The sequence below is a fragment of the Pseudoalteromonas piratica genome, from assembly GCF_000788395.1.
GTDB classification, from domain to species: Bacteria; Pseudomonadota; Gammaproteobacteria; order Enterobacterales; family Alteromonadaceae; genus Pseudoalteromonas; species Pseudoalteromonas piratica.
Genome location: NZ_CP009889.1, coordinates 1,447,311 through 1,471,829 on the forward strand (window position 1 = coordinate 1,447,311; position 24,519 = coordinate 1,471,829).

Sequence of the window (24,519 nt, forward strand, 5' to 3'; positions counted from 1 at the left end):
GCATAAGCAGTGTGTTTATTTCAATCAAAAGTGAAAACGTTTGAACATGCAAGTTTACAACCGTTCGATTATGGACACAAAACCGGACAAACTCGTTAAAAATGAAAAAATAACGATAAAAATCAACACCTTGAAAAACAAAGAATTAACTTATAAATTTCAAATGTCGCGACACACAACACTAAAATCACTTAGTTCAATTAAGTGGTATTAACAATAAAAATGTTTAAAACAAGGAAAATCAAAATGTCGAAAATTAATAAATTACTAGCAGGTCTTTCAACGTCTTCAATTGCACTTTTTGCAGCGAATGCATCTGCAGCTGTTGTTGTATGTGCGTGTGGTCGTGCGGGCGACGTTATTATTTGCGTTTGCAAAGCTTTTTAATGTTTTAGCTAAACTTAAAACCACAAAATCACCTTTGATCCAAAGGTGATTTTTAATAAATAAAAACAAAAATTTTATGAAAAAAATCATTCTATCAATGCTGTTTTTAGCATCCGTTTATTATGTTTCCAGTCAGTTCAGTTCGACGAAAGCTGCCCCGGTAGTTGAAGATTTGGGCGAAGCGACTGTGCAAAAAATTCTTGATTCACGCGAAAAAACTATCGGAAAAAGTATTAACTTATCGCATACACTTATTGGGCTAGATGGCGCAGAAACAACGTTTGCAGAATTTAGCGACCAACCGCTAGTAGTGATGTTTTGGGCGACTTGGTGCAAAGCATGTGAAATGCAATTACCACAAATGATTGAGCAACAGACATTAAACCCAAATACCAAGTTTGTTTATATTGCGGTCCGCTCAAAAGATGATGAAATATTAAAAGTAAACAATGGGTTAGATAACCAATTAGCTATTTACAGAAAAGGTTGGGAGGGTCAAGAAAGCGTGTTATCAGGTACAACATTACCTTTAACCTTTGTAATAGATAAACAAGGCACCATAATCGCAGAGCGCCAAGGCTTTTCAATGGCAAATGGTGTTGAATTTATCACAAATACTTTAAATAAGTCTGCCGCGGTAAAAATATAACCAAAGCACTTAAATACCCAGTGCATTAATCCATTCCCTGTTAGCGCCGAATAGTTAAACCAATTCGGCGCTTTTATACTAAAAGTTAAGGCTTATAAATATTGAACTTTTAGACTTAGTCACTCACTCCAAAAAATTCATTGAATGGTTTAAACTTTACAGGTCTGCGTGTGGACCAAACACTTCATAATGAATACGTTCGGTGCCTACTCCCATGTTCAATAACTGTGTTTTGATAAAGCGCATAAATGCAACAGGACCACATAAGTAGAAATGGGCTTGCCCATAAGGTAAGCGTGCATCGTTTAAATCAATAAGGCCGTGTAATGTGTTTTCCGGTAATTCGTTTGCTTCATTATGTTTTTCATACCAAGTATAGGTTTGCCAGTTATTCAACTGAGCTATTTCATGGGTACGCTGCTTAAACGAATGTTGTTGCTTTGAGTTACACGCATGCAAATAATACACATCGTGTTCATAATTTAGCGCCGATAAATACTCAAGCATTGACTGCATTGGCGTGACCCCTACCCCAGCCGAAATCAGTACCACAGGTGATTGCCTGTCCTGGAAGAAAAAATCTCCAGCAGGGGCGTTAACTGCAAGGGTGTCACCCACTTCAATATGATCATGCAAGTAGTTAGAGACAATACCTTGCGGCGCTGTTGTTTCTCGCTTTACCGAAATACGATAGCTCTTCCCATTAGGCTTATTTGATAATGAGTACTGACGAATTTCAGTAAATGGGTGATTGTTTGGTTGCACTGAAATACCCAAATACTGCCCCGGCACATAATCAATTACGGCTGTACCGTCTTCTGGCGTTAAAACAAAACTCGTTACCAATTCTGATTCTTTGATTTTTTCACTCACCACAAATGGGCGGCTACCGCGCCAGCCACCTTGGCTTTTTGCGCGGTTTTCATAAAGTTCTCCCTCGCGTTGAATAAACACAGATGCCAAAAAGTCATATGCGGTTGTCCACGCTTCTTCAACGTCGGCGGTAAATAGCTCCCCAGTTAATTCACGTAAGGTTTCAGTTAGGTGATGTCCTACTATTTGGTACATTTCAGGCTGAATATTAAAACTTGTGTGTTTTTGTGCGATACGCTCAACCGCAGTTTTTAATGCCCCCACATTGTCAATGTGCTGCGCATAAGCGGCAATGGCTTCAAAAAGCGCCGCTTTTTGCCTACCAGATTCTTGATTGCTCATATTAAAAATATGTTTAAGCTCAGGGTGATGTGTAAAAAGTCTTGTATAAAAATGTTCTGTTAAAGCGGGTCCTGTTTCTGTAAGTAAAGGCACTAAACTTTTAATAATATCAATATGACGTTGTTGTAACATGGTTTACCTCGTGTGTTGCAACGTGTTGTTAAAATTAAGAAATAAATAATTAGGGTCTGTTGACCTTAGGAATTAACGAAAACTATCTTGGCGAGGCGCGATTAATACCGGGAAATAAACCCAAACAAAAATTGCAAACGCGATAATCCAACCAAGTGCGCTCACTTGCCAAGCAAAATGTGAAAGTCCCAGTGCGGGTAGCAAAGCTCGGGTCACAGCCATTAAAAAAAGCAGCAAAAATGCCACACTCATAATGGCTTTAGGCAATAACATGCGTCCTGTATGACCCAACGAAACACGACTCATCATGGATAAGATCATTAACCCCATAGCACCCACAGTGATCACATGAAGCCCAGAGCTAAAAGGAATGAGCGGCGTAAAATAGCTAGCACCAAGTAAAATAAGACCAAGGCCGAGCGCACCGTAGGCGAGATGCAACGACCATAAAAGTGAAATACCGAGCGTTTTGTGACTTTGCCAAAAGCTAAGTTTTGCAAGGTGTAAACAACCCGCTGCAATCATTAAATATGCAGGAGATAGCGGTAAAGCAATATAGAAATGACTAAAAAACACCAGCGTACCAAGCAAGGATACAACCAATAACAGCGTATCCAGGAGTGGCGGATGTGACACTTTACTAAGCTTGGCACCGTTACGAGTGAAAAATGGAATAACGCGCCCACCCACAATGCCCATTAAAATGCCAAACATCAGCACCATGGTGCGGCCAAGATGCAATGCCTGCGCAGTATCTATGGTTAATTCGCTTATCAAAAGCGCCATCTCAAGTAACGCCATTACACTGAATAATGGGATAAACAAATAATTACGGCGATTTTTGGCAGCCAAAACAAGGTGCGCGTACACAGCGATAATGCTCACCCACCACACACCTTGTAAAATGGTTGCCAAAATGACGGTTGCGGTTGAATTTATAAAAAATAAAACACGAATAATTAACCACAAACTTAACAAAGCTAATAGAGGGGTTCCCTGAATGCTTGGCCTACCTGTCCACGTTTGTACTGCGGTTAATACAAATCCAGTGGCAATGGTGGCACCAAAACCAAATAGCATTTCATGTAAATGCCACACTGTTGGCGTTAAACCCGTGGGGTTGAGTTGCCACCATGCATTTAAAAAACCAAGCCATATAACCATTGCTAAAATTGAAGCAATTGCCCCTAGAATAAAGCTTGAGCGAAATGCCAATTGAAAAAAGGCATGTTCTGAAAAGGTGCTCACAGGCATGTTATCTTGTGTTTGAGGTTCTTGAATATTTAACATCGAACCACCTACACGCGAAGGCCTAAGCCATGTTGGCCAATGCAGCGCACCACATAACCTACTTTGAATAATGCAGGAAACACCATGGTGCCTATGTGCGCCGCGATTTGCTGCGTCATTGAAAAATACTCAGCAAATGGGTAACTGATCAGCAAACAACTCAAAAACAAACTCACCGGCACCAGCATTAACCAGTTACCCACTTGCTTAGTGAGACTAAACACATTTTTATTGTTGTTTTGTTTTGGCGTTAGCGCACGCTCATGATTGATTAAAGCAGTCTGATTAATAACTTGCTGCATAATTAAGCCTTTCTACTCGGTAAACTTAACCTGATATAGCAGCAATGGTGCCAAAATCATTTTTTTGTTATTTAACAGACATTTAAATGAATTTAAGAGGTTAAAAAAGCCTATAACAAGTCAATTTGACACACAAAAAAAATAAGTCATAATGACTCAACTGTGTTTAATTATAAAAACGTATGGCAATCAATTCTCATACCCTAGTGGAATTTGCAAAGGCGCAAGTCACCAGCCTCGACAACCAAGACAGATTTGAGCAACTGTTACAGACGCTTGCGACGGTGATTGAGTGTGACGCAATCGCGCTTTTGGCACTGCGTGGCGAAGTATTAAAACCGCTTGCTATCAAAGGGCTTACACCCGACACACTCGGCAGGCGCTTTGTCATTAACGAGCATCCGCGTTTCGCAGCAATTTGTGATGCCACCGCTTCCGTGCGTTTTGCAGCATCGAGTCCCTTACCCGACCCGTATGATGGGCTAGTTGCTGATCACCCAGGTGATTTACCAATTCACGCCTGCATGGGTTTACCACTTTATTTTGCCGAGCGTTTAATTGGCATTTTGACCTTTGATTCATTGATGCCTAACGCTTTTGACGATTTAGGCCAAGACAAGCTTGATGCCTTAGCCGCCATCGCTGCAGCCACCCTAAAAATAGCCCTCACACTCGATGAATTAGAGCAACGCAATTCACGCTCGCATTTACTAATGGCGGAGCTCAGTCAAGAAGCCATCGCCCGAGATGGCAACGAATTAATTGGCGACAGCCAAGCAATAGTAACGCTTAAACAAGAAATTAATTTAGTCGCTGTATCGCCTTTTAGTGTGCTTATTCAAGGCGAAACGGGCGTAGGTAAAGAGCTTATTGCACGGCGCTTACACTTACAGTCGAGCCGCGCCGATAAACCTTTGGTGTATGTAAACTGTGCTGCCCTGCCCGAAAACTTAATTGAAAGCGAGTTATTTGGTCATGTAAAAGGCGCCTTTACAGGTGCCGATAAAAATCGCGCGGGTAAATTTGTATTGGCCGATGGCGGCACTTTATTTTTAGATGAAGTGGGCGAACTGCCACTTGCTGCGCAAAGTAAACTGCTGCGCGCACTGCAATCCAATGAAATACAACCCGTTGGTCAAGATGACATTCAGTATGTTGATGTACGCGTAATTGCCGCAACCAACCGCGATTTAGCAGACGAAGTCAGTAACGGACACTTTCGCGCCGATTTATTTCACCGTTTAAGCGTTTACCCCGTTACTATTCCACCCCTTCGCGCTCGAAATGGCGATATTGCCTTGTTGGCAGGCTATTTTGTAGAACAATCACGGCGCAAACTTGGCTTGCAACAGCTTAAAATCGCCAAAGACGTTCTGCCCTATTTAAATGCCTATCATTGGCCGGGCAATGTGCGCGAACTAGAGCATGTGATAAGTCGTGCGGCACTGAAAGCCTCAGTAAGTACTCAATCACCCATAGTAATAATTAACCCGATTGATTGTGGTGAGTTAGTCCGAGAACTTTCAATTGACGGTGCTAATAGTGATGAGCCAAAGGCTAACCCAATGCAAACGCAGCAATTTTTATTAAAACAAGACGAAAGCTTAAAACAAGCCACCGAGCGTTTTCAAAGTGAGATGATTCGAAATACCCTGTCTACCCATAATGGCAATTGGTCAGCCGCAGCACGATCACTTAACACCGACCGCGCTAACTTAACCCGCCTTGCAAAACGGTTAGGCATTAATGTGACAAAACAGATTAGTTGATTTGACGCTTATGAGCGAATTAGTATCTTTGATAACTCAATTAAACATTGACCTCCCTTTTTATCATAAAGCCCATCCATGGGCTTCATGTTACTTTTCTTTGCTTCGCCAAAGATAAAGTAACCACAAATTTATCGGGAATAAATTTGAACAGCGAAGCTGGCCCTTAGGGCGAAATACACGGATGTATTTCGTAATAGAAAGGCGACCGCACTATCAAACTTAATCCTCAAAGCAACTTTGAATTTTTAGATAAACGCCATGAATCGGCATCCATGCCTCAGCATGGCTTGCTCGACCGCTTAGCTCCCTGTCTCGCATTATCAATTCAAACTTGATTTCGGGTTTGATATAAGCGGATGGTAATCTCAGCAACAGCCTTCAAGGTCGCAATTGAGCGAAAAACGGACGTTTAGATTTTTTAAACCCTTACTTTTCAGCCTCTGAATTTAAACCTTTCCCCCATACTCAAGAAAATGCGCAAAATGCGCACTATTAAATTGTTAGCAATTTAATTTAGCATGTGGGAAATTTATTAACCCCTTTTTGTGTGTTCGTGCGTTAATAAAAAACCATAACTAAAAATTTCAGGAAGAATATGAATAACAAAATTTTTAAATCTCTCTTTATTAGTTCACTAACTTTATCTTATGCAGTAGGTGCAGCAGAGTGCAGCGATGTGTCAGAAACTATTGCAAATAAAATAGAAAACAACTACGTCATACCAAATACAGCAACCAAGCTATCTCAGTTAATACGCTCAAAGGCCTTTCTAACGGGGTGTAGTCGCCTAAAATCAGCTGAAGATATTGCTGAGTTTATGACTTTAGAATTAAACAAAATTGCTAATGATAAACACCTCTCTGTTGTGTATGACCCACAATGGGTAAATGAACTAAAAACATATCGTTCATCAGCACAAACTGAGGTCTTTACAGATAGTCGAGTCATGGAGATTCCCACTGATAACTATGGTTTTAAAAAAGTTGAAATGCTCGATGGTAACATTGGTTACCTTGACATAAGAACGTTCTCTGACAGTCATTTAGGTGGTGAAACGCTTGAAAATGCGATGAAGTTTTTACAATATTCTGATGGTATTATTATTGATTTAAGGAACAACTTTGGCGGCAGTCCTTTTATGGTAACTTCGTTGGCAAGTTACTTTTTTGACTTAGATACTGTTCATTTATCGACTTTTGAAAGTCGTGAGAATGGCGTGTTAACTAAAACACAAGATTGGACTTCTCCTTATGTTCCTGGTCCTAGGTTTAAAGATACTCCTCTTTATATTCTCACCAGCAGTAATTCTGCATCCGCTGCAGAAGGCTTTAGCTATGCAATGCAAAGTTTGACTAGAGCAACCATTGTTGGAGAGGTAACTGCTGGTGCCGCTCATGCTAGAAGTGCAGAAATAGTTAATGAAAATTATATCCTCACATTGCCATCTTCACGACCTGTAGATCCAAGAACAAATGATAACTGGGAAAGAAAAGGCGTAAAGCCGAATATTGAAACAAGCAGTGACAATGCTTTTTATGTTGCTTATGCAGAGGTTCTGAACACTTTAATAAAAAGTAAGAATAGTAACATAGCTATACATCAATGGGTCTATCCCTTGGTAAAAGCTAAATCTAATCGATACCAGCCAAATCAGAATGACATCGACCAAATAATAGGTACGTATGGTAAGCGAAAAGTTTTCCAAGAAAACGGCAAACTTTTTTATCAATATTTAGATGATCCAGCTTTTGAAATCGAATTACTTGATAAAGAGACTATTATTTTTAAAGCGTTTACTGAAGCAAGGCTGCAAGCAATATATAAAGGTAAGCAAGTCATTTCATTGAAAATGCTCTCTGTTGGCGAGGATGCAAAAGAGTTTCAGAGAACGATGTAAAAATTGCTAACAAGGTTGTTAACACGGATAAAAAACAGTTGGCTATGTTCGTACCTCACAAATTTTAGCCAACTATTTTTAGCCGGTTACAACGGCGTTATATTTTAAGGAAAGCTCGGAATCAATGGGGTCAGAGTCGTTGATTTTACCCTTTCCCAACGACAGCTTCTGGCACAAATCAGAGTTTTAGGGAAAGCAAAATGACTAAAGTATTGTTTCTGGCCTTGTTATTTAGACTGTTTTCCCTTGAAGTAGTCGCTATTGAGAAATCTGAAAAAGTAGAGATAGTCGTGCAAGAAGAACTTGAAGATACATGGAGTTACAAAGAGTTTGAAAATGCAAATAGCAAAGCTATTTCTTTGTTTAGAAAGAATTTAGGGGTTGAAAAGTTTTCTGGAAATTCAAAGTATACTGAGTTGGTATATCTAACAGTTTTTTATGAACCGTCTAATGCTCATGGTTTTCCTGGAAAAACTGAATACGAAAAAATGTCTGCATTCGAAGAAAACGATATACCTCTAATAGCGGATATTTCCGATTCTTTTCATGTTGCTAGTGTTGTTCAAAATGGAGTTATGGATTTTCTCTTCTATATCTCTGATAGTGAACTTTTTATTGACGCTGTAAACCAGAACAACCAAAAGCTCCAAGATTTCAAAGTTGAACTGGAATTGGTTGATGATCCAAACTGGGATATATATAAAGACTTCCCATAGTGATAGTCCGTTATTGGCACTTTTCTGGCACTGAAATATTTTTATATACAAATCCATAATGCTTAGCTAACTCGGTCATCCATGACCTTGGTTTGAAGTAAGGTAAAACTTACTTTTGGTTACTTATCATCTTAGGCAATTTGATTTTCTAACATTTTAATTGCTAGTTAAACATCACAAATTTCGTAAACATTTTGCTTTATTAAACCTAAAGGAATGCTGGCAAAACCTGTTTTGCAATTTGGTCAAAAATGACGTCTTCTCTATCATGACCTGTTAGTGCGATAACTAAGTCGAGATCATTCACAATGATTATGCGGTTGCCTCCTGCTCCCCACGCAAAGTTTACGTTGTAATTTTTTTTGTTTAAAACGATGTCACTCTGATACCAAAAATAGCCATAGTTAAAGCTCTCTGGTATCCAACTTTGAGTTGGTTTTGTTATCGCGCCGAATGCGGCTTTCAAATACTCTTGAGAAAGAAATTTTTCATTATTTATGTTGCCTTTTTTGGCAAGCATATTGCCAATTTTAAGCATGTCACGAGAAGTTAAATCAGCGCCACTTTCTGCTACAGGCATTCCTTGAGGATCTAATTTCCATTTATAGCTTGTTATTCCCATCTTGTTGAAGAATTCATTTTCGATAAATTCTTTAGCTGTGCCTGGTACAACAGCATTGATTACATGCATAACTAAAATAGGATCTGGTGCTTGATAGTTGTATTTCTGGCTTTGTTTATTAATAGGTTGAGTTTTTTCGAAAAAAGCTTGAATTTGTGCTGTTCCAGAGTATTTTTCGCGGTTTTCTCTAAAATCTTTTAAATGTTCATCACTAAATTGCAGACCAGAACTCATGGTCAACACATGATGCAGCGTAACGAGTTCGATACCTGAAGCCAGCTTACTTTTATCTAGACCTTCAAAAAAACTTACCAAAGGTTTATGCAAATCGGTCATGGTTAAATAGCCAAGTTGTATCGCTCTAGCCAAAATTAAACTGGTGTAACCCTTTGTTGCAGAAAATTGGAAATGGGGTAAATCGATTCGTCCATTATTATAGTATGACTCAAATACAAGCGCCCCTTTGTGGCTAATAAGTAAACTGTCATATTTTCCGTATTTATTCTCCGCAAGCTCGTTAGCAAATCCCAAAAGTCGTGTTTTGCTTCCATCATCAATGCCTAGTTTTGCTACTGTTAAGTTATCTTTTAACTTCTCAGGCGCAGGGTTGATAAAGGCAGTTTCAAGTGGTTTCATATCCCAAAACGATATTTTTTCCTCTTCTGCTGAAACGCGTGGTGCTTTAAATTCAGCTTCTTTCGTCACCCCTTCAGGTGAGGTGATTAAAAACAATGCAGTGAGTATTTTGGCTTGGTAACTTTTCAACATGCTATCTCCTTTTAAAGTCGAAAAACGTTTGTGCTTTGCCATTTGTATTTAATTTCAAAATCAGATAGCAAAGCGAAAAATAAAGTAAATACACGGTACATTTGAACCTTTATCCAGCCAACTTAAATCACCTTAAATGTTCTTAAACCTTCCTTTAACATATTAAATTTATTAAGTTTTATACCTCTAAAACAAGATGAGACAAGGCGCCAGTTATACACGATAAAAAGTAAATGTTAATTAGTAGTGTTCGGGTATAATTCATTTCAGCAGAAATAATTTTTCGGATAGGACTTTGCAAAACAGTCAGAAATATCAATTAGGACGATGGCTCATCTGTCCAATGACGAATACACTTCAAAGCACTGACGAGCAAAAATCAATTGATAATAAAAGCATGCAAGTGCTTTTACTTCTGATAGAAAACTCAGGAAATAATGTAAGCAAAGAACAGATTATTAATCATGTTTGGCAAGGGAGTGTTGTTAATGACGAAATCTTGTCTGTCTCTATCAGTAAAATTAGAAAAGCATTAGGCGATAATGCTCGGCAGCCAACATTTATTAAAACAATACCGAATGTGGGTTATTGTTTGATATCAGATGTAATACCACTTACTGAGAATACGCTATCTGACGAGCAACCTTTAAATACCGTTAACCAACAAACTAACACTCTTAAATATGTTGTAATTAGTGGCATATTGTTACTCATTACAATCATTTCCATAATAAGTTTTTACGCCAATAATCAAGAATCAAAAACTCAAAACCTTGCAAATATTAGCTCAATTGCAGTTCTTCCCTTCGAAGATTTAATAAAAAATAAAGACAACATATATTATGCAGAAGGTCTTTCAGACGCGATTATCAATCAGCTCTCCCAAGTAAAAGATTTAAAGGTTATTTCTCGTGATTCCTCTTTCAATTTTAGAGCAAATAGGGATCCATCTATCATTGGTGATTCGCTTAAAGTCGAAGCGTTACTTGATGGCAACTTGCAGCAATCTGCAGATCAACTAAGAGTAAACGTACGCATCATTAGCACATTTGATGGACGCCTACTTTGGGCTAAAAGCTTTGATAACCAAGATACCAATGTATTCTTGTTACAAGATCAAATCAGCCATGAAGTACGCAAAGCTTTTCAACCAAGCAGCGTACCTCAGATATCGGCCAGTACAAAAATCGACAGCCAAGCTTACGAATGGTTTTTAATGGCGCAATATTTTTGGCGACAACGCACACCCACTTCACTATTAAAAGCAGAGACTTATTTTAAGCATAGCCTTGAATTAGAACCTAATTATGTGGATGCGCACATAGGGTTAGCGATTACTTATGGTCAATTTCACTATTACGCTAATTGGCGTGCAAAAGAATCTGTAGATAAAGGCTTACCCCATATTAGGCAAGCACTAACATTAAAACCAAACCATCCAATGGCACTTGCAGCTAAAGGAATGCTGTTAACGCTTAAGGCTAGCTACTCTGAAAACCCGCAGCCTCTATTAGATGAAGCACAAACACTGTTTGTGCATTCATTAGAGTTAGAAGACAACGCAACGACACGCCATTGGTATAGTTCATTACTCAACCGAATGGGTAAAGAAGCGCTCGTTATAGAGAATATGGAGCATGCAATTGCATTAAACCCGCTCTCCGCTTCATTAAAAAATGTATACAGCCAATATTTAGCAATTAGAGGAAAGGTAGATACCGCGCAAAAGCTTTATAACAGAGCGCTCATTTTGGAGCCTGATAGAGCGTCACGTATTATTGAATCCACCCATATATTTCGCAACACACCCAATTCAATTAATGCGATTGCTAAATGGCATTTGAACAATCAAGGTTTTTTTGAATATTGCTCGAGTGACGAATATTGTGAACAAGTTGTTTTTGCATATTTAAGTATTGGTTTGGATAAAGAAGCCAATAAGATACTGGCTCGTATGGTATCCAAACACGATCACTTTAAGCAGTCTTTAACGTTAATAAATTACGGACGAAATAATGAATTAATGAATGCGGTATCGTTATTGAAACAACTAAGTAAAAGGTACCCCAATAACTATAAATACAAGCATGGTGTCGCGATTGCAGAATACCGTGCGGGTTTATATACGCAAGCAAAAGAGTCATTATTAGATCTTTATCCACAGTGGCAAAATGCTCATACAATTGACGTAACCACTGATAATTATTCAGCTTTAACACTCTATGGCGCAACTTTATTAAAGCTAAATAAGCAAGAATCTGCTGACCAACTTTTAAATAATGTCGCACAATTTCTTCATTTGGATAAAGTGCAAGACAAAGCCCAAGCAGAAATGGTGTTAGCACAAATATATGCTCAATTATCTAAACCAGTTGAAGCCAAAGCGCATTTAAATATTGCATTGAACCTTGGTTGGCTTGAAACATTTGATCGCGAATGGTGGACATTAAAAGACAGCCACTTATTAAAACCCATAATGAATCAAATTGACGTTAAAGAATTAGTAGCAACGCATCAAGAAAACGTAAAGCAGTTAGCAAAAACAATTAGCTTGGAGTTTTAAAGCTTAATACGTTAAAGCATTTTTTAATGTGAAATCAATTAGCTTACATCAGATGGAATTAAGCATTAGTTAGCTGCACGGAAAATAGCGTTAAGCCACTTTATACGCTTTTAAAAAGCGGGCAACCGCTTTATCAACATGTTCTTGCACTTCTTGCTCGCTAATTGGCTCATTTGGTAGCAATACCGCTTTAATGTGCAAACGCCCTTTAATCATTTCAATTAATAGCTTTGCGGCATATTCAGCGTCGTCAACATCCAGCATGTTTTGCTGGTGTAAATGGCTTAAATATTTCGCCAGCGGAATACTGCCTCTTAACGGGCCAAAGTGATAGATAAGCTCCCCTACTTCTGGCAGTTTTGGCACAATATTAGTCACTAAGCGGAACAGTTTTATCATGGTCTCAGATAAAAAGCCTTGAGCAAAACCATAACACACACGGCTTAAGGCTTGTTGCGGCGGCAAGTCGTAATCAATATTAAGTAAAGTCCCCACTTGCACTTCGGCTTGTTGGCGAATAACCGCTAGCAGCAGTTTCTCTTTATTACCAAACTCGCTGTAGATATTACGCCTCGACCCGCCCGACTCACTAATAATCATTTCAAGTGAAGTATTGTCATAACCATGTTCTAAAAATAGTGTTTGGGCTACCGCGAGAATTTTTTTTCCGCGTTCTGATAACGGCTTAGCATTTAAAATTTGTTCTAAACTCAAGACTGTACCTATTAATTGAAAAAACATGGTTGACATTGGTACTGCATGGTACCAAAATATTTGGTACTTGGTAGTACCAAATCAATGTGTGTATTTAAATTTAGCACTTATTACAGGAACCGTTATGCGTTTACTTTACGTTGTCGCGTGTCTTATCACGCTTGTTGGTTGTTCAAAAGAAATCGAACATACCGAATCACCTATCCGCCCAATCGCATGGACAGCAGTAAAAACCTCAAACTTTGAGCAAGTGCGAACGCTTTCAGGCATTGTTGCACCCGTTGAAAATGCCAACTTAAGTTTTGAAGTTAACGGGAAAGTTGAAAAGGTGTATGTAAAACTGGGCGACACCGTGGCGAAAGGCCAGCCTCTTGCCAAACTGAATCAACTGACCTTTCAATTAAGTTTTGAATCGGCATCAGCGCAAGTAAAACAAGCCGAAGCAACGCTTCAAGAAGCTCAAAATGAATATGAGCGTTACAAAACGCTGAGTGAGCAAGGCTTAGTGTCAAAATCTGGCTTTGATAACTCAAAATCAGCGTTTGAATCAGCCAAAAGTGCTGTGGATGTCGCCAATGCCCAGCTCAATATTGCCCGTAAAAATGTGCAAGACAGTGAGTTACTCGCCCCCTACGACGGCGTAATCACTAAACGCTTAATTGAACCTTCACAGCAAGTTGCCGCAGGCCAATCAGTATTTGAGATTGAAGGTCAACACGGTTTTGAAGTACGCGTAATGGTGCCAGAAAGTATAATTCACGACTTAAACAGCGATATGACCTTAAAAGTAACTTACCCTGTGATGCCTCAAATTGCGATGAAAGGGCATATTTCAGAAAAAGGCACCCGCGCAGAATCAGCCAATGCATTCCCTGTTACAGTCATTTTAGATGAAGAGAATTCAGTGTTACGTGCCGGTATGACTGCCGAAGTAGAGTTTGTTTATCAAGGAATTGGCCGCACAGGCTTTACTGGGCCAAGTATTCGTATTCCGGTGAGTAGTCTGGGGGCCGATGTAAAACAAAAATCCTATGTATTTGTTTTTGATCCAAACACCCAACTGTTAGAAAAACGTTTTGTGCAAACAGAAAATGTTATTAACAACCAAGTGATTATTTCTAAAGGCTTAAAAGACGACGAAATCATTGCCACAGCAGGTATTGCATTTTTACGCGACGGCCAAAAAGTGTCGCTGCTTGATAACGCCGTACAGCGTTTTAATTAAGGAGCGGTAATATGAATATCACCGCTTTGGCGTTTAATTACAAAAAGCCCGTGCTGCTTGTGGTGGCGCTGTTAATGCTAAACGGCATTATTGCCTACTTCACTTTGCCGGCTCAAGAAGACCCCACTATTACCATCCGAGAAGCCATCGTTAGCACGCAATTTCCGGGCATGGCACCCGACCGTGTAGAGCAATTAATCACGCGAAAATTAGAAGAAGAAATCCGCAAAATTCCGGAAGTGAAAGAGATCAAATCCTCTTCTTCTACAGGGCTTTCAACCATTCACGTAAAAATTTACGACCGTTATTTTAACCTCGATAATATTTGGCAAGATTTGCGTAATAAGGTGAATAATGCCCAAGGTAAATTACCACAAGGTACCCACCCAACTTTCGTAAATGACGAGTTTGGTGATGTGTCGGTGATCACCCTTGCGCTCACAGCCGACGGCTTTGAAATGGCCGAAATGTACGATATTGCTCAACATATTCGCGACACCCTCTACGGGGTTGAAGGCACGAAAAAAATTGAGATTTTAGGTGCGAAAGCGGAACGTATTTACCTTGAAGCATCAAATGCAAAGCTAGCACAATTAGGCATCTCGCCACTGGCATTGATTAACGAGTTGCAAAAACAAAACATTGTGCAATCAGGTGGCAGTGTTGATACTGGTAGCCGTCGCTTTATTATTGAGCCCACCGGTAACTTTAATAGCATTCCAGACATTGAAAATACGTATATTACCATTCCTGGTACCGAGGATTTCATTGCCCTGAAAGACATCGTCACCATTAAAAAAGGCTATATCGATCCACCAGACAAATTGGCGTATTTTAATGGCAAACCCGCAATTTTCTTTTCAAATGCGATGTTGCCAGAGTACAACATCTTAGAATTTGCACCGCGATTTAAAGCCAAAATTGCAGAAATTGAGCAAACGTTACCCATTGGTTATCAATTGGATATTGCTACCTATCAGGCCGACCAAGTTGAAAAAACGGTGAAAGGGGTATCAATTAATGTGCTGCAAACACTGGCAATCGTGCTTGTTGTGGTAATTCTTTTCTTAGGGCTGCGCACCGGCTTAATTGTGGGTGCTATTGTGCCGCTCGTTATGCTGGTTACCCTTGCCATTATGCAATACAGTGGCATTAAGCTAGAGCGCATGAGCTTGGCAACCCTGATTATTTCGCTTGGTTTATTAGTCGATAACGGCATTGTTATTGCCGAAGACTTTAAGCGCCGATTAGAGCAAGGCATCGACCGCTACAATGCCATGGTGCAAGGGTGTAAAGAGCTGGCTATCCCGTTACTGAGTTCGTCAGCCACCACCATTTTGTTCTTTTTACCTCTAATGTTGGCTGAACATGTCGCTGGCGAATACACACGCTCAATTTCATTGGTGATCTTAATTACCTTGTTAAGTAGTTGGGTGTTGGCTCTCACTGTTACACCTATTTTGAGCTATTACTTTATAAAAGTGCCAAAAACCAGCGCTAGCGAGCAGTCTGAATTTGGAAAACTAACACCTTACTACAACAAATATGAACAGTTTCTTCACTGGGTGCTTAAACACAAAGTACTGTTCTTGGCTGCGATGTTTATGCTGCTAATTGGTGCCGGTGCATCAATGAAGTTTGTCGCTAAGCAATTTTTCCCAAATTCAGACCGTACGCAAGTACTTGTAAATATTGACTTACCACGCGGAACATCATCACGCGAAACCAATCGTCAGATGCAAGAAATTTTTAATTGGCTTAATAACAAAGAGCAGTTTGCTTACATCGAAAGCTTCTCGGGTTATGTTGGTTTTAGCGGGCCGCGTTTTGTACTCTCGCTCAACCCCGAAGATCCCGCTGAAAACAAAGGGTTCATTGTGCTAAATGTCGCTGCTGACACCGATATTGCACACCGTGTTTTAGAACTCGATAGACAAATTGAGGCGCGCTTTCCAAACACCTCAGCCCGTGTGCGCAAAATGTTCTTAGGGCCGTCGGATTCGTCTATTTTAAAAGTGCAGGTAAAAGGCCCTGATAAAGAGGTCATTTACCAAAAAGCACAAGAAATTATGGCTGTGTTACATGCTGCACCAAATGCAATTAATGTGCGTACTGATTGGGAAAACTTGATTACCAAAATTTCGGTTAAAGTAGATCAACACCGTGCTAAACGCGCTGGGCTAACCTCAAGTGAAATTGCACAAGCCCTTGAAAGTTACTTTAGCGGCGGTGTAATTACTAACTTCCGCGATCAAGATGAGATTATTCCAATTGTGCTGCGCGCAGGTGAAAACGAGCGTAATAGTTTAGACCGATTACGTACATTAAATGTTTACTCAGAAAAATCTGGTCGCGCTATTCCGCTGTTTCAGGTTGCCGACTTTGAGCCGATTAATCAGTTTTCAATTATTCATCATGAAGATATGTTCCGCACTATTAGCATAGAAGCGCGCAACACTCAGTTGTCTGCGGAAGACTTTAAACTGCTAGTTGATGAACAAATTCAACTGTTAAAACACGATTTACCGGTTAATCATGTTATTGAATATGACGGTGTTATCAAAGAATCCGCTGAGGGGCAAAAAGCACTGAGTGCTAATATGCCGATTGTGCTTGGCTTTATTATTATTTTATTGGTGGCGCAGTTTAACTCGTTTAGAAAAGCCATGGTCATTTCACTGACCATTCCACTGTCGTTTATTGGTGCCGTGATTGGTTTATTACTAATGCAAGCGCCATTTGGCTTTATTGTCACCCTTGGTCTTTATAGCCTTGCCGGTATTATTATCAATAATGCCATTGTCTTGATTGATCGTATCGCGATTGAACAAGCAGCTGGGAAAAGTGACTATCAAGCCATAATAGATGCATGTTTAACCCGCCTACGTCCAATTGCGATGACCACTATCACTACAATTATGGGTTTATTACCTTTAATCATAGGTAAAGATCCCTTGTTTTATGGCATGGCCTGTGTAATCGCCTTTGGCTTAGGGGTGGGCACGGTTTTAACCTTAGGTGTTGTACCAGCACTTTATGCTGGATTCTACCGCGTAAAAAAACAAAGCGAGTAAGTTAGCCTGAACTCGCATAAAGAATTCTTTTTAGCAGAGAGTTTTACTTATTACTGCGATAAATTTGTTTGTAATAAACTCGACTTTTTCACCCGAGTTCAGGTTATTAAAAAAGCACAAGGGTGACCTTGTGCTTTCACTTTAGGGAAATCAGCGCAAGCGCTAATTTTAAGTGATTACTAGATTAAAATGGGCAAGCAGGATGCTGAAAGATGATTTCAGATACGGCTTGCGCCATCAATAATTGTTCGTCTGGCAACAAGCCTGATACCGGTTCCAAGCTCACTGAATCAATGCGTTGCCCCGTAATTATCTCTGCAAATACCAAAGCCGTTAAGTACTTGCCAAGGGCTGATGCATGGTTACCGTCAGTGGCATGCAGTGCGATGTGCGGCATTAACTGGAGTACCCTATCCCACACCAAACCAACCGGCGCGATACAGCTTGCTTGCTGAGCGGTAATAACTTGATGAAGGCCATAAACATACTCTGCCTCTGTGTCATCCCCTCGTTGTGGGTGCTCAGGAAACAAGATTGGCGTCACTCCTGCGTCTTTCGCACTGGCAATCCATCTTTGCGCACCAGTTGTTGAATAATTGGTGGTGCGTGACTGCGAATATTTCTGTCCTTGTAAAATGATGTGAGACCAGTTGTCGTTCGCAAGTACGTCGAGTGAGCTGGTACTTTTAACGCTAACATCTAAAAATCCATGACCAATCATTTGGCTCTCAGCTGTTTTTTCGCCTGATATTTGCTTAATGATAGATGTCACCACACCACCTAACCCTGACACATGGCTGTTTCCTGTAATCGCAATACGATAAGCACTCAGGCTTTGGTTATTAGGTACCTGCACATTACTTTTTGGCTCAACGTGCTCATTTACCTGATCCCCAATAGGTTCAAAGGTTTTCGATGGGGTTGAAGAATCAGAGCAAGCAAAACTAAATATACTTAATAAAACTACCAGTAACACACGCATAAACTTACTCCAATGCCATACTTTGTTGATAAATCAAATACAGTTTATCCGCTAAATAATCTGATTCATGCGGAACAGAAAAGAGTTTTGATGATGCCACTGGGCTGGCACAACTTTGCCAAACATTGGTCACCGTACCAGTGCTACTTGTGGTTACCCCTGGGTGATTTGTTTGCTCAAATTGCGATGCGCAACCGTTAATTGCCAGCCAGTGGTTTAGTGTATTTTCAACACTGGCTATTTTGCCGCTAGCGCGGCCATTAATCGGTACATCTGTATCGCTAGGGCTATGCAAGTGGTGAATGGCAACCGCAGTGGTCGTTGAACAAGCATTAAAATCTCCCCTAAATTGCCCAGCCAGTGCCACGATACCATCTAATTTTTCTGGAATTTGGCATGCAAGGGTATACGCCATAAAGCCACCAGCAGAGTATCCAAGTATACGAGCCTTTTCGCCCTCAATAGTATAATTAGCATGGGCGTAATCAATTAAATCTGAAATGTAATGAGTGTCATCGCTGGTATTGGTATTCGTGCTGCTATCCCACTCCCAGGCACTCCCATTGCCATCTGGACTGATTACTAAATAGCCTTTTTCCGCTAGCATCGGCGCATCAAAAATACCCGCAACTTTTGCCATGTAACCCGGTGCGCCATGTAACGTAAGAATGAGTCCTTTATAATTTTTGCCAGTGTCGCCAAAAACTAAATTGTCACGCCCTTCAAACGTTAGGCAATTAGCTCCCTCTGGAATGGCACGTATACCGCATACTGCATTGTTGTTATTTTGCTCAACTATTGGTTCGCCACCTTTACTATCACTGCCGCCACAGCCTGAAATGATGCAACTCGTCAGTATCAGTATCTGGGTTATTTTTGTCATTATTTTGATCTCTGTGTTGGTATAAAAAGCGAGATTAAAACTAACCAAAAGCTGTTATTGTGGCTTAATTAAGTTATGATAATTTGATAATGAAATTATAATAATTAGCAAAATCAAAATGATAGGAACCTCATTTAGCTTCGGTGTGATTCAAATAGATGCGCAACAAAACACATTAACTGTTGAAGGAAAGGCGGTTGAATGCGAGCCGAAGTTATTTGAATTATTAGTTTTTTTCTGCCGCAATAGCGAACGAGCACTGTCGCGAGATGAACTGATTGAACACGTTTGGCAAGGCAGAGTAGTAAGTGATGCCGCAGTCAATCGCGCCGTGAGTCAATTGAGAAAACTAATCGAGCCTAATCCATCTCAGCCGATTTATATTTTAACCGTCAGCAAAATTGGCTATCGTTTTGCAGTGACACCCATCACAAATGACAACACATCACCGTCAAACTCTGAAACGACTCAGTCTAAACCCAATTTAAATATGTTAATTGGTGTTGTAGCGGCACTTTGTGTCTTTGCCATTTTCATTCTGCTAAAGCCCGCATCAAACAAACAAATCCTTCAGTTAACAGAACGGACTATTTTAACAGAGCAACTAGGTATTACCTTTAACCCTTTTTTCGATAACACGGCTAATACCCTTTACGCATTGCATAAAGAACATAATGATGGTGTGAGTAACCCTATTAAAATACACAATGATGGCAGCATGAGTCCCCTGTTCGCAAATGATGCCTATTACACCGATGTAATCGCGCAGGGTGAAAACGTTTATTTAGCAAGATTAACCGATTTAACCTCTCGGCAATGCGAAATAGTCAAGTTTAACACTCAAACTCAGGTTGTTAGCAAGCTGCTTGATTGCGGTAACAGTGTTATTTCAAATATGGTACTAGATGACAAAAATCGGTTAGTTTACCCCTATCGTGAAAACGATTCTGCCCCTTATAAGTTGATGGTGTTTAATACGCAAACCAAACGGCAACAACAACTCACCCACCCTGACAGTGTTGGTAATACGTTGGGTCATCGCGTTTTTGCGCTGAATAATAATGAATTGGCCTACATAAATTACCATGCAACCGAACCAGATAGCTTAGTGCTAATGGATTTAACCGATCAATCTATGCGTTACAACGCCCCCTTATTAGATGATGTTATTTCCCTTACGTGGCATAACCAAGTGTTATTAATATCAGCGAAGGATGGCTTATATCAGTTTGATACAGCAAATAAAGCGCTCTCACAACTCGATTATAGCGATACTTTTTACCGCATTTTTGCCAGCAATAACGTGATGTATGCTGAGCATTATTCAGTAATATCAAATTTGTATCAGATCCCAGAAAATTCAGAAAACGCCATGCCGCAAGCGCTCACCAAGCGTCAAGCCGCTATACTGCAATTCGCCCCCGCTCCGAGTGATAATCGCATTGCATATGTTGAATCGATAAACGGTAAGCTCAGTATAAAAATTACTGATGGCGATGGTGCAAAACCATTAACTTTTGATGGTAAGATCACCTACGTTACTAATCTTGCCTGGTCCTTCGATGCGTCTAAACTGGCCGCGAATATTAATGATTCGCTCTATATTTATGACTTTGCAAGCAGACAATGGCAATCTATAGCACATCAGTTTAGTGCAATTCACTTTGTTGGTTTTGATGCGAATAACACTTTACACGTGAGTGCTGAACATCAGCAAGCATGGAATATTTGGCAGTTTAATGCAGAGTTAAAAGCACCAAAGCAAATTACATTTAATGGTGGCTATAGTTTTTACTTCGATAAAAACGCTCTTTATTTCACAAAATTCAGTGAAGACGGATTGTTTAAACGAGGAATATCTAGCAATGAATCAGTAATCATTGACGATTTTCCATTATTGCAATGGCGGAGTTGGCAGCTCGCAAATGATCAGATTATCTATCGTAAAAACAACCAGCACATCGCTTTTAATATAAATAATACATCCGTAACACCTATCCCTAATTTAGATAAATACCGTGCCAGTGATTGCCGTCAATCGCATATCAATAAGGATTTTTACTGTCGTTTGCTCGATAACCAAGTCAGTCAATTATGGCGCATCAAAATTAGTTCTCACACACAATAAAAAAAGGCAACCAATTGGTTGCCTTGCTCCATTTGAGAATGGATCTATTATGACTCGGTAGTGGGGTTATTTACACGCGCCTGCATCTTGCCATACATCCCATGGGCCTGAGTTTTGCTCAGGATTTGCACCTTGCGTCCACCATTGGGCTGTATATAAGCGACCATTGTAAGATGCCTGTTCACCGGCAAGGAAAATAGCACTTGCACTCCATGCCACAACACCATTACATCCATTGCCACCTGTATCGCTTGTCACCGTAACTGATTGACTCTTGGTGTTCGTTAGCCCTTCACTGTCGGCAACTGTTAAGCTAACAGTATAACTCCCAGCTTGTGTGTAAGAATGGCTTGGGTTTGTAGCACTGCTTGTTACACCATCACCAAAGTCCCACGCATAGCTAACAACGCCTTTATCATCGCTTGCCGATTGTGAAAATGTCACACTCAAGCCTGATGTATTAAATGTAAAGTTTGCTACAGGAGCTTGGTTTTCACCGCCACCCGAGCATGCGCCAGTACGCTTCCACACATTAGTATAGACATCAGGTTGTGCACCTGTTGACCACCAAGTAGCCTCATATTGATTGCTTTGATAAGCCACTTTATCACCTACTTGATACGCGGTTGCAGCGGACCAATTAGCTAAACCATTACAGCCGCCACTGTTACCATCACTAATAGTGACACGCTGCGTTTTGCTGTTGGTTTGCCCTTTAGTGTCGGTAACCGTCAGCGTCACATTGTAGTCTCCTGCGACACTGTAAGTGTGACTTGGGTTTTGATTTGTGCTGCTTGCTCCATCACCAAATTGCCATGCGTAGTTTGTTATGCCTTTATCATCGGTTGAGCTATCACTAAACTGCGCCGTTTTACCAGAGACTTGTACCGCAAAACTGGCGACAGGCTTTGCATCACCATTACCGCCACCACAACTGCTAGCTGCAAGGTAATCATAGGCTGCTTTTGCTTGCACAATACCGTAACCGTATGAAGTATCACGCCCAGCTGCACCTTTATCTTTTGCTGTTGTATTTAGCGCGTCACGGATTTGTTGGTTTGAGCAGTTAGGGAAATGACTCCAAACAAGGGCAGCGACGCCCGATACATGAGGCGTTGCCATTGAAGTACCACTAATGCTTTTGTAACCGCTATTGATCCAGGTTGAATTAACACTGACACCTGGCGCGGCAATTTCAACTTGGCTGTTGTATTGTGAAAAAGATGCTTTGCTTTCACTGCTATCCACCGCTGCAACTGAAACCACTGCATCATATGAAGCTGGGTAGCTCATTGAACTGTTACCGTCGTTACCCGCTGCTGCAATGTGTAACATCCCTTGTGCATAACTATTTGCAAACGCTTGGCGCTCCGCGCTTGATTGACCTGAGCCACCTAAACTCATACTCGTTACATTCGCACCCGCCTGCTGACATTGTTCAATTGCTCGAATCAGATCTGAGCCATATGCCCAACGGCCTTGGTCGTTAAATACTTTTACAATGTGCAGCCCCAATTGATTTGATGGGTTTACCCCCACCACACCTTGGCCATTTCCACCAATTGCTGCAATGGTGCCTGCTACATGGGTACCATGACCGTTGCCATCGTTGTACCAATTACCCGTATCGTTACTGCCATAACCATCATTACCCGTAATACCACTAGATGGTAAATCTGGATGCCCGAGTTGATAACCAGTATCCATGATGCACACTTTGCGATTGCCAGTTAAGTTGTCACTTAACTGATTCGCCTGCACCATACCAATGCCATAAGGTGTGCTTTCAGCCAATAAATAACGTTTAGGATCTACTTCAACTGACTGTACATCAGTGCGTTGTAATAATTCATCTCGTTGAGATTGGGTTAACGCTACTGCCACAGAATTTGAACTTGGCAGAATATGAATTGCTTCTGTAGTTACACTGCTTGCTACTGACTGCAATTTGCTTAGTTTTAAATCATGCTTTAACACAGCGTCTGCTGTCATGGGTAATTCTAAATTTAGCGAGTCCGCTTTTAATGTAACAATGAATCGTTCTGCTTTTTCCGTATCGAGTGATACTTTATCCGCCGCGGTTGCTGTGCCTGCAACGGTACTGCAAAGTAATAAAGCGAGCGTTGTTTTATTTAATTTTGCTTTCATAACTATTGCCTTTAGTTGTTGTGAAGTTGCGCAAATGATTAACAAACCATTTACACCCAACAAAAAAGCAGAATAATGACAGCGATGTCAATTTTAAATTTAATGTAAATGAATGAAAATAAGTATAAAAACTGGCATGTAAAAGCCTTTTTACAAAGACGGCTAAATCAAAATTGTACCTATAAAAGGGTTTCAAGCAGAGAGCAAATACTCTACAACAAGAAATGTAAATATTATGTTACCGCCATTTATAACCTAACAATCTTTTACATAACTTTTTGCTATAAAAATTAGAACTTATCTGGCTGTTAATCACTATTTTTGCTTTCGTACATTACTTTGATGATTTAGAAAGCCAGAGCCTCAATCTCACAGCTATTTTGTAAATTGAAATAATTAGTAAAGCGCAGGTCAACGCACATCAATCAAACAATGAAATGTTAACTTGAGTCTTAGTTAATTCTCTTAAGCCACTCAATTTCGCCGCTAACAACCCTATCTAACCGTTTTTCATTTTTTGACAATTTAGTTTTAAAGAATAATTAAGATGGAACCATCAACAGGAAGCAAACAGAGGTTGTTATGACAGATACTTATTATCAAACAGTGCAAAGTCACGTTGAATACTCAGGTTTTTTAAGACGTTTTACAGCGCTTATTATTGATGGCTTATTATTTTCATTAGTTGTTAGCGCATTCGCATTTACTTTTTTTGACGATTACCTGTCATGGAGCCCTGTTAACTTTTTCGGTTTCAAGGAATTTATGAATCATGAAATCTTACCTTTTGTTTTAACGGTAATGTTCTGGGTATATAAAGCAGCTACCCCAGGTAAAATGGCAGTCGATAGCAAAGTCATTGACGCTGAAACAGGCGCGAAGCCCAGTGTTGGACAAAGTATTGTTCGTTATATTGGCTACTACATTTCCGCTTTACCACTTGGTTTAGGCTTTATTTGGGCAGCCATTGATGAAAAAAATCGTACATGGCACGACTTAATAGCAGGCACCGTAGTGGTGAAAGATACACACTAACCTTATCGACATTTCTT

18 protein-coding genes are annotated in these 24,519 nt (G+C 40.2%); 10 read left to right on the forward strand and 8 right to left on the reverse strand.

Annotated features, from left to right (window positions below):
- The first annotated feature begins 246 nt into the window (after positions 1-246).
- The gene (locus tag OM33_RS22675; protein ID WP_199922576.1) at positions 247-387 is read left to right on the forward strand and encodes a hypothetical protein; all 141 of its coding nucleotides are present in this window, start codon (positions 247-249) and stop codon (positions 385-387) included.
- Positions 388-463: 76 nt separating this feature from the next.
- A complete protein-coding gene (locus OM33_RS21105) occupies positions 464-1,036 on the forward strand; it encodes a TlpA family protein disulfide reductase (RefSeq protein ID WP_040136580.1) in 573 nt (190 codons plus the stop codon).
- A gap of 156 nt (positions 1,037-1,192) precedes the next feature.
- Here OM33_RS21105 and hmpA read toward each other — a convergent pair whose 3' ends face one another.
- The 3 genes from hmpA to OM33_RS22865 all read right to left on the reverse strand — a co-directional run bounded on the left by hmpA (position 1,193) and on the right by OM33_RS22865 (position 3,975).
- Positions 1,193-2,383: an NO-inducible flavohemoprotein gene (hmpA, locus tag OM33_RS21110; RefSeq protein WP_040136581.1), complete on the reverse strand. Its 1,191-nt coding sequence runs from the start codon at positions 2,381-2,383 to the stop codon at positions 1,193-1,195.
- 72 nt (positions 2,384-2,455) lie between these two features.
- Positions 2,456-3,673, reverse strand: a complete 1,218-nt coding sequence (locus OM33_RS21115; RefSeq protein ID WP_040136583.1) for an NnrS family protein — start codon at positions 3,671-3,673, stop codon at positions 2,456-2,458.
- Between the two features lie 8 nt (positions 3,674-3,681).
- Positions 3,682-3,975 carry a hypothetical protein gene (locus OM33_RS22865; protein ID WP_234402750.1) on the reverse strand — a complete coding sequence of 98 codons (294 nt, stop codon included), beginning with the start codon at positions 3,973-3,975 and terminating at the stop codon, positions 3,682-3,684.
- A gap of 182 nt (positions 3,976-4,157) precedes the next feature.
- Between OM33_RS22865 and norR the strand changes: the two genes are divergently transcribed.
- From norR to OM33_RS21135, 3 genes are all read left to right on the forward strand, one after another.
- On the forward strand, positions 4,158-5,744 hold the full coding sequence (gene norR, locus OM33_RS21125; RefSeq protein WP_040136584.1) for a nitric oxide reductase transcriptional regulator NorR: 1,587 nt from the start codon (positions 4,158-4,160) through the stop codon (positions 5,742-5,744).
- A gap of 598 nt (positions 5,745-6,342) precedes the next feature.
- The gene (locus tag OM33_RS21130; protein WP_040136586.1) at positions 6,343-7,644 is read left to right on the forward strand and encodes a S41 family peptidase; all 1,302 of its coding nucleotides are present in this window, start codon (positions 6,343-6,345) and stop codon (positions 7,642-7,644) included.
- 200 nt (positions 7,645-7,844) lie between these two features.
- A complete protein-coding gene (locus tag OM33_RS21135; RefSeq protein WP_040136588.1) occupies positions 7,845-8,360 on the forward strand; it encodes a DUF695 domain-containing protein in 516 nt (171 codons plus the stop codon).
- Positions 8,361-8,568: 208 nt separating this feature from the next.
- Here OM33_RS21135 and OM33_RS21140 read toward each other — a convergent pair whose 3' ends face one another.
- Positions 8,569-9,750, reverse strand: coding sequence for a serine hydrolase domain-containing protein (locus OM33_RS21140; protein ID WP_040136590.1), 1,182 nt, complete (start codon positions 9,748-9,750; stop codon positions 8,569-8,571).
- A 343-nt stretch (positions 9,751-10,093) separates the two neighbouring features.
- Here OM33_RS21140 and OM33_RS21145 point away from each other — a divergent pair, with 343 nt between their 5' ends.
- Positions 10,094-12,313: a winged helix-turn-helix domain-containing protein gene (locus OM33_RS21145; protein ID WP_040136592.1), complete on the forward strand. Its 2,220-nt coding sequence runs from the start codon at positions 10,094-10,096 to the stop codon at positions 12,311-12,313.
- Positions 12,314-12,403: 90 nt separating this feature from the next.
- Here the strand turns inward: OM33_RS21145 and OM33_RS21150 are convergent, their stop codons facing one another.
- Positions 12,404-13,027: a TetR/AcrR family transcriptional regulator gene (locus OM33_RS21150; RefSeq protein WP_040137088.1), complete on the reverse strand. Its 624-nt coding sequence runs from the start codon at positions 13,025-13,027 to the stop codon at positions 12,404-12,406.
- A gap of 25 nt (positions 13,028-13,052) precedes the next feature.
- Between OM33_RS21150 and OM33_RS21155 the strand changes: the two genes are divergently transcribed.
- Entirely contained in the window at positions 13,053-14,252 is a 1,200-nt protein-coding gene (locus OM33_RS21155; protein WP_234402751.1) for an efflux RND transporter periplasmic adaptor subunit, read from the forward strand.
- Between the two features lie 11 nt (positions 14,253-14,263).
- On the forward strand, positions 14,264-17,326 hold the full coding sequence (locus OM33_RS21160; RefSeq protein WP_040136594.1) for an efflux RND transporter permease subunit: 3,063 nt from the start codon (positions 14,264-14,266) through the stop codon (positions 17,324-17,326).
- Positions 17,327-17,510: 184 nt separating this feature from the next.
- Here the strand turns inward: OM33_RS21160 and OM33_RS21165 are convergent, their stop codons facing one another.
- Together OM33_RS21165 and OM33_RS21170 are read right to left on the reverse strand one after the other, a co-directional pair.
- Positions 17,511-18,308 (reverse strand): hypothetical protein, encoded by a 798-nt coding sequence (locus OM33_RS21165; RefSeq protein ID WP_052141236.1) that lies wholly within the window; start codon positions 18,306-18,308, stop codon positions 17,511-17,513.
- A 4-nt stretch (positions 18,309-18,312) separates the two neighbouring features.
- The gene (locus tag OM33_RS21170; protein ID WP_040136596.1) at positions 18,313-19,191 is read right to left on the reverse strand and encodes an alpha/beta hydrolase family esterase; all 879 of its coding nucleotides are present in this window, start codon (positions 19,189-19,191) and stop codon (positions 18,313-18,315) included.
- 118 nt (positions 19,192-19,309) lie between these two features.
- Between OM33_RS21170 and OM33_RS22250 the strand changes: the two genes are divergently transcribed.
- Positions 19,310-21,319, forward strand: a complete 2,010-nt coding sequence (locus OM33_RS22250) for a winged helix-turn-helix domain-containing protein (protein WP_052141237.1) — start codon at positions 19,310-19,312, stop codon at positions 21,317-21,319.
- A gap of 66 nt (positions 21,320-21,385) precedes the next feature.
- Here OM33_RS22250 and OM33_RS21180 read toward each other — a convergent pair whose 3' ends face one another.
- Positions 21,386-23,467, reverse strand: a complete 2,082-nt coding sequence (locus OM33_RS21180; RefSeq protein WP_040136598.1) for a S8 family serine peptidase — start codon at positions 23,465-23,467, stop codon at positions 21,386-21,388.
- A 582-nt stretch (positions 23,468-24,049) separates the two neighbouring features.
- Here OM33_RS21180 and OM33_RS21185 point away from each other — a divergent pair.
- Complete coding sequence (locus OM33_RS21185; RefSeq protein WP_052141238.1) at positions 24,050-24,502, forward strand: RDD family protein; 453 nt, start codon at positions 24,050-24,052, stop codon at positions 24,500-24,502.
- Positions 24,503-24,519: the final 17 nt, after the last annotated feature.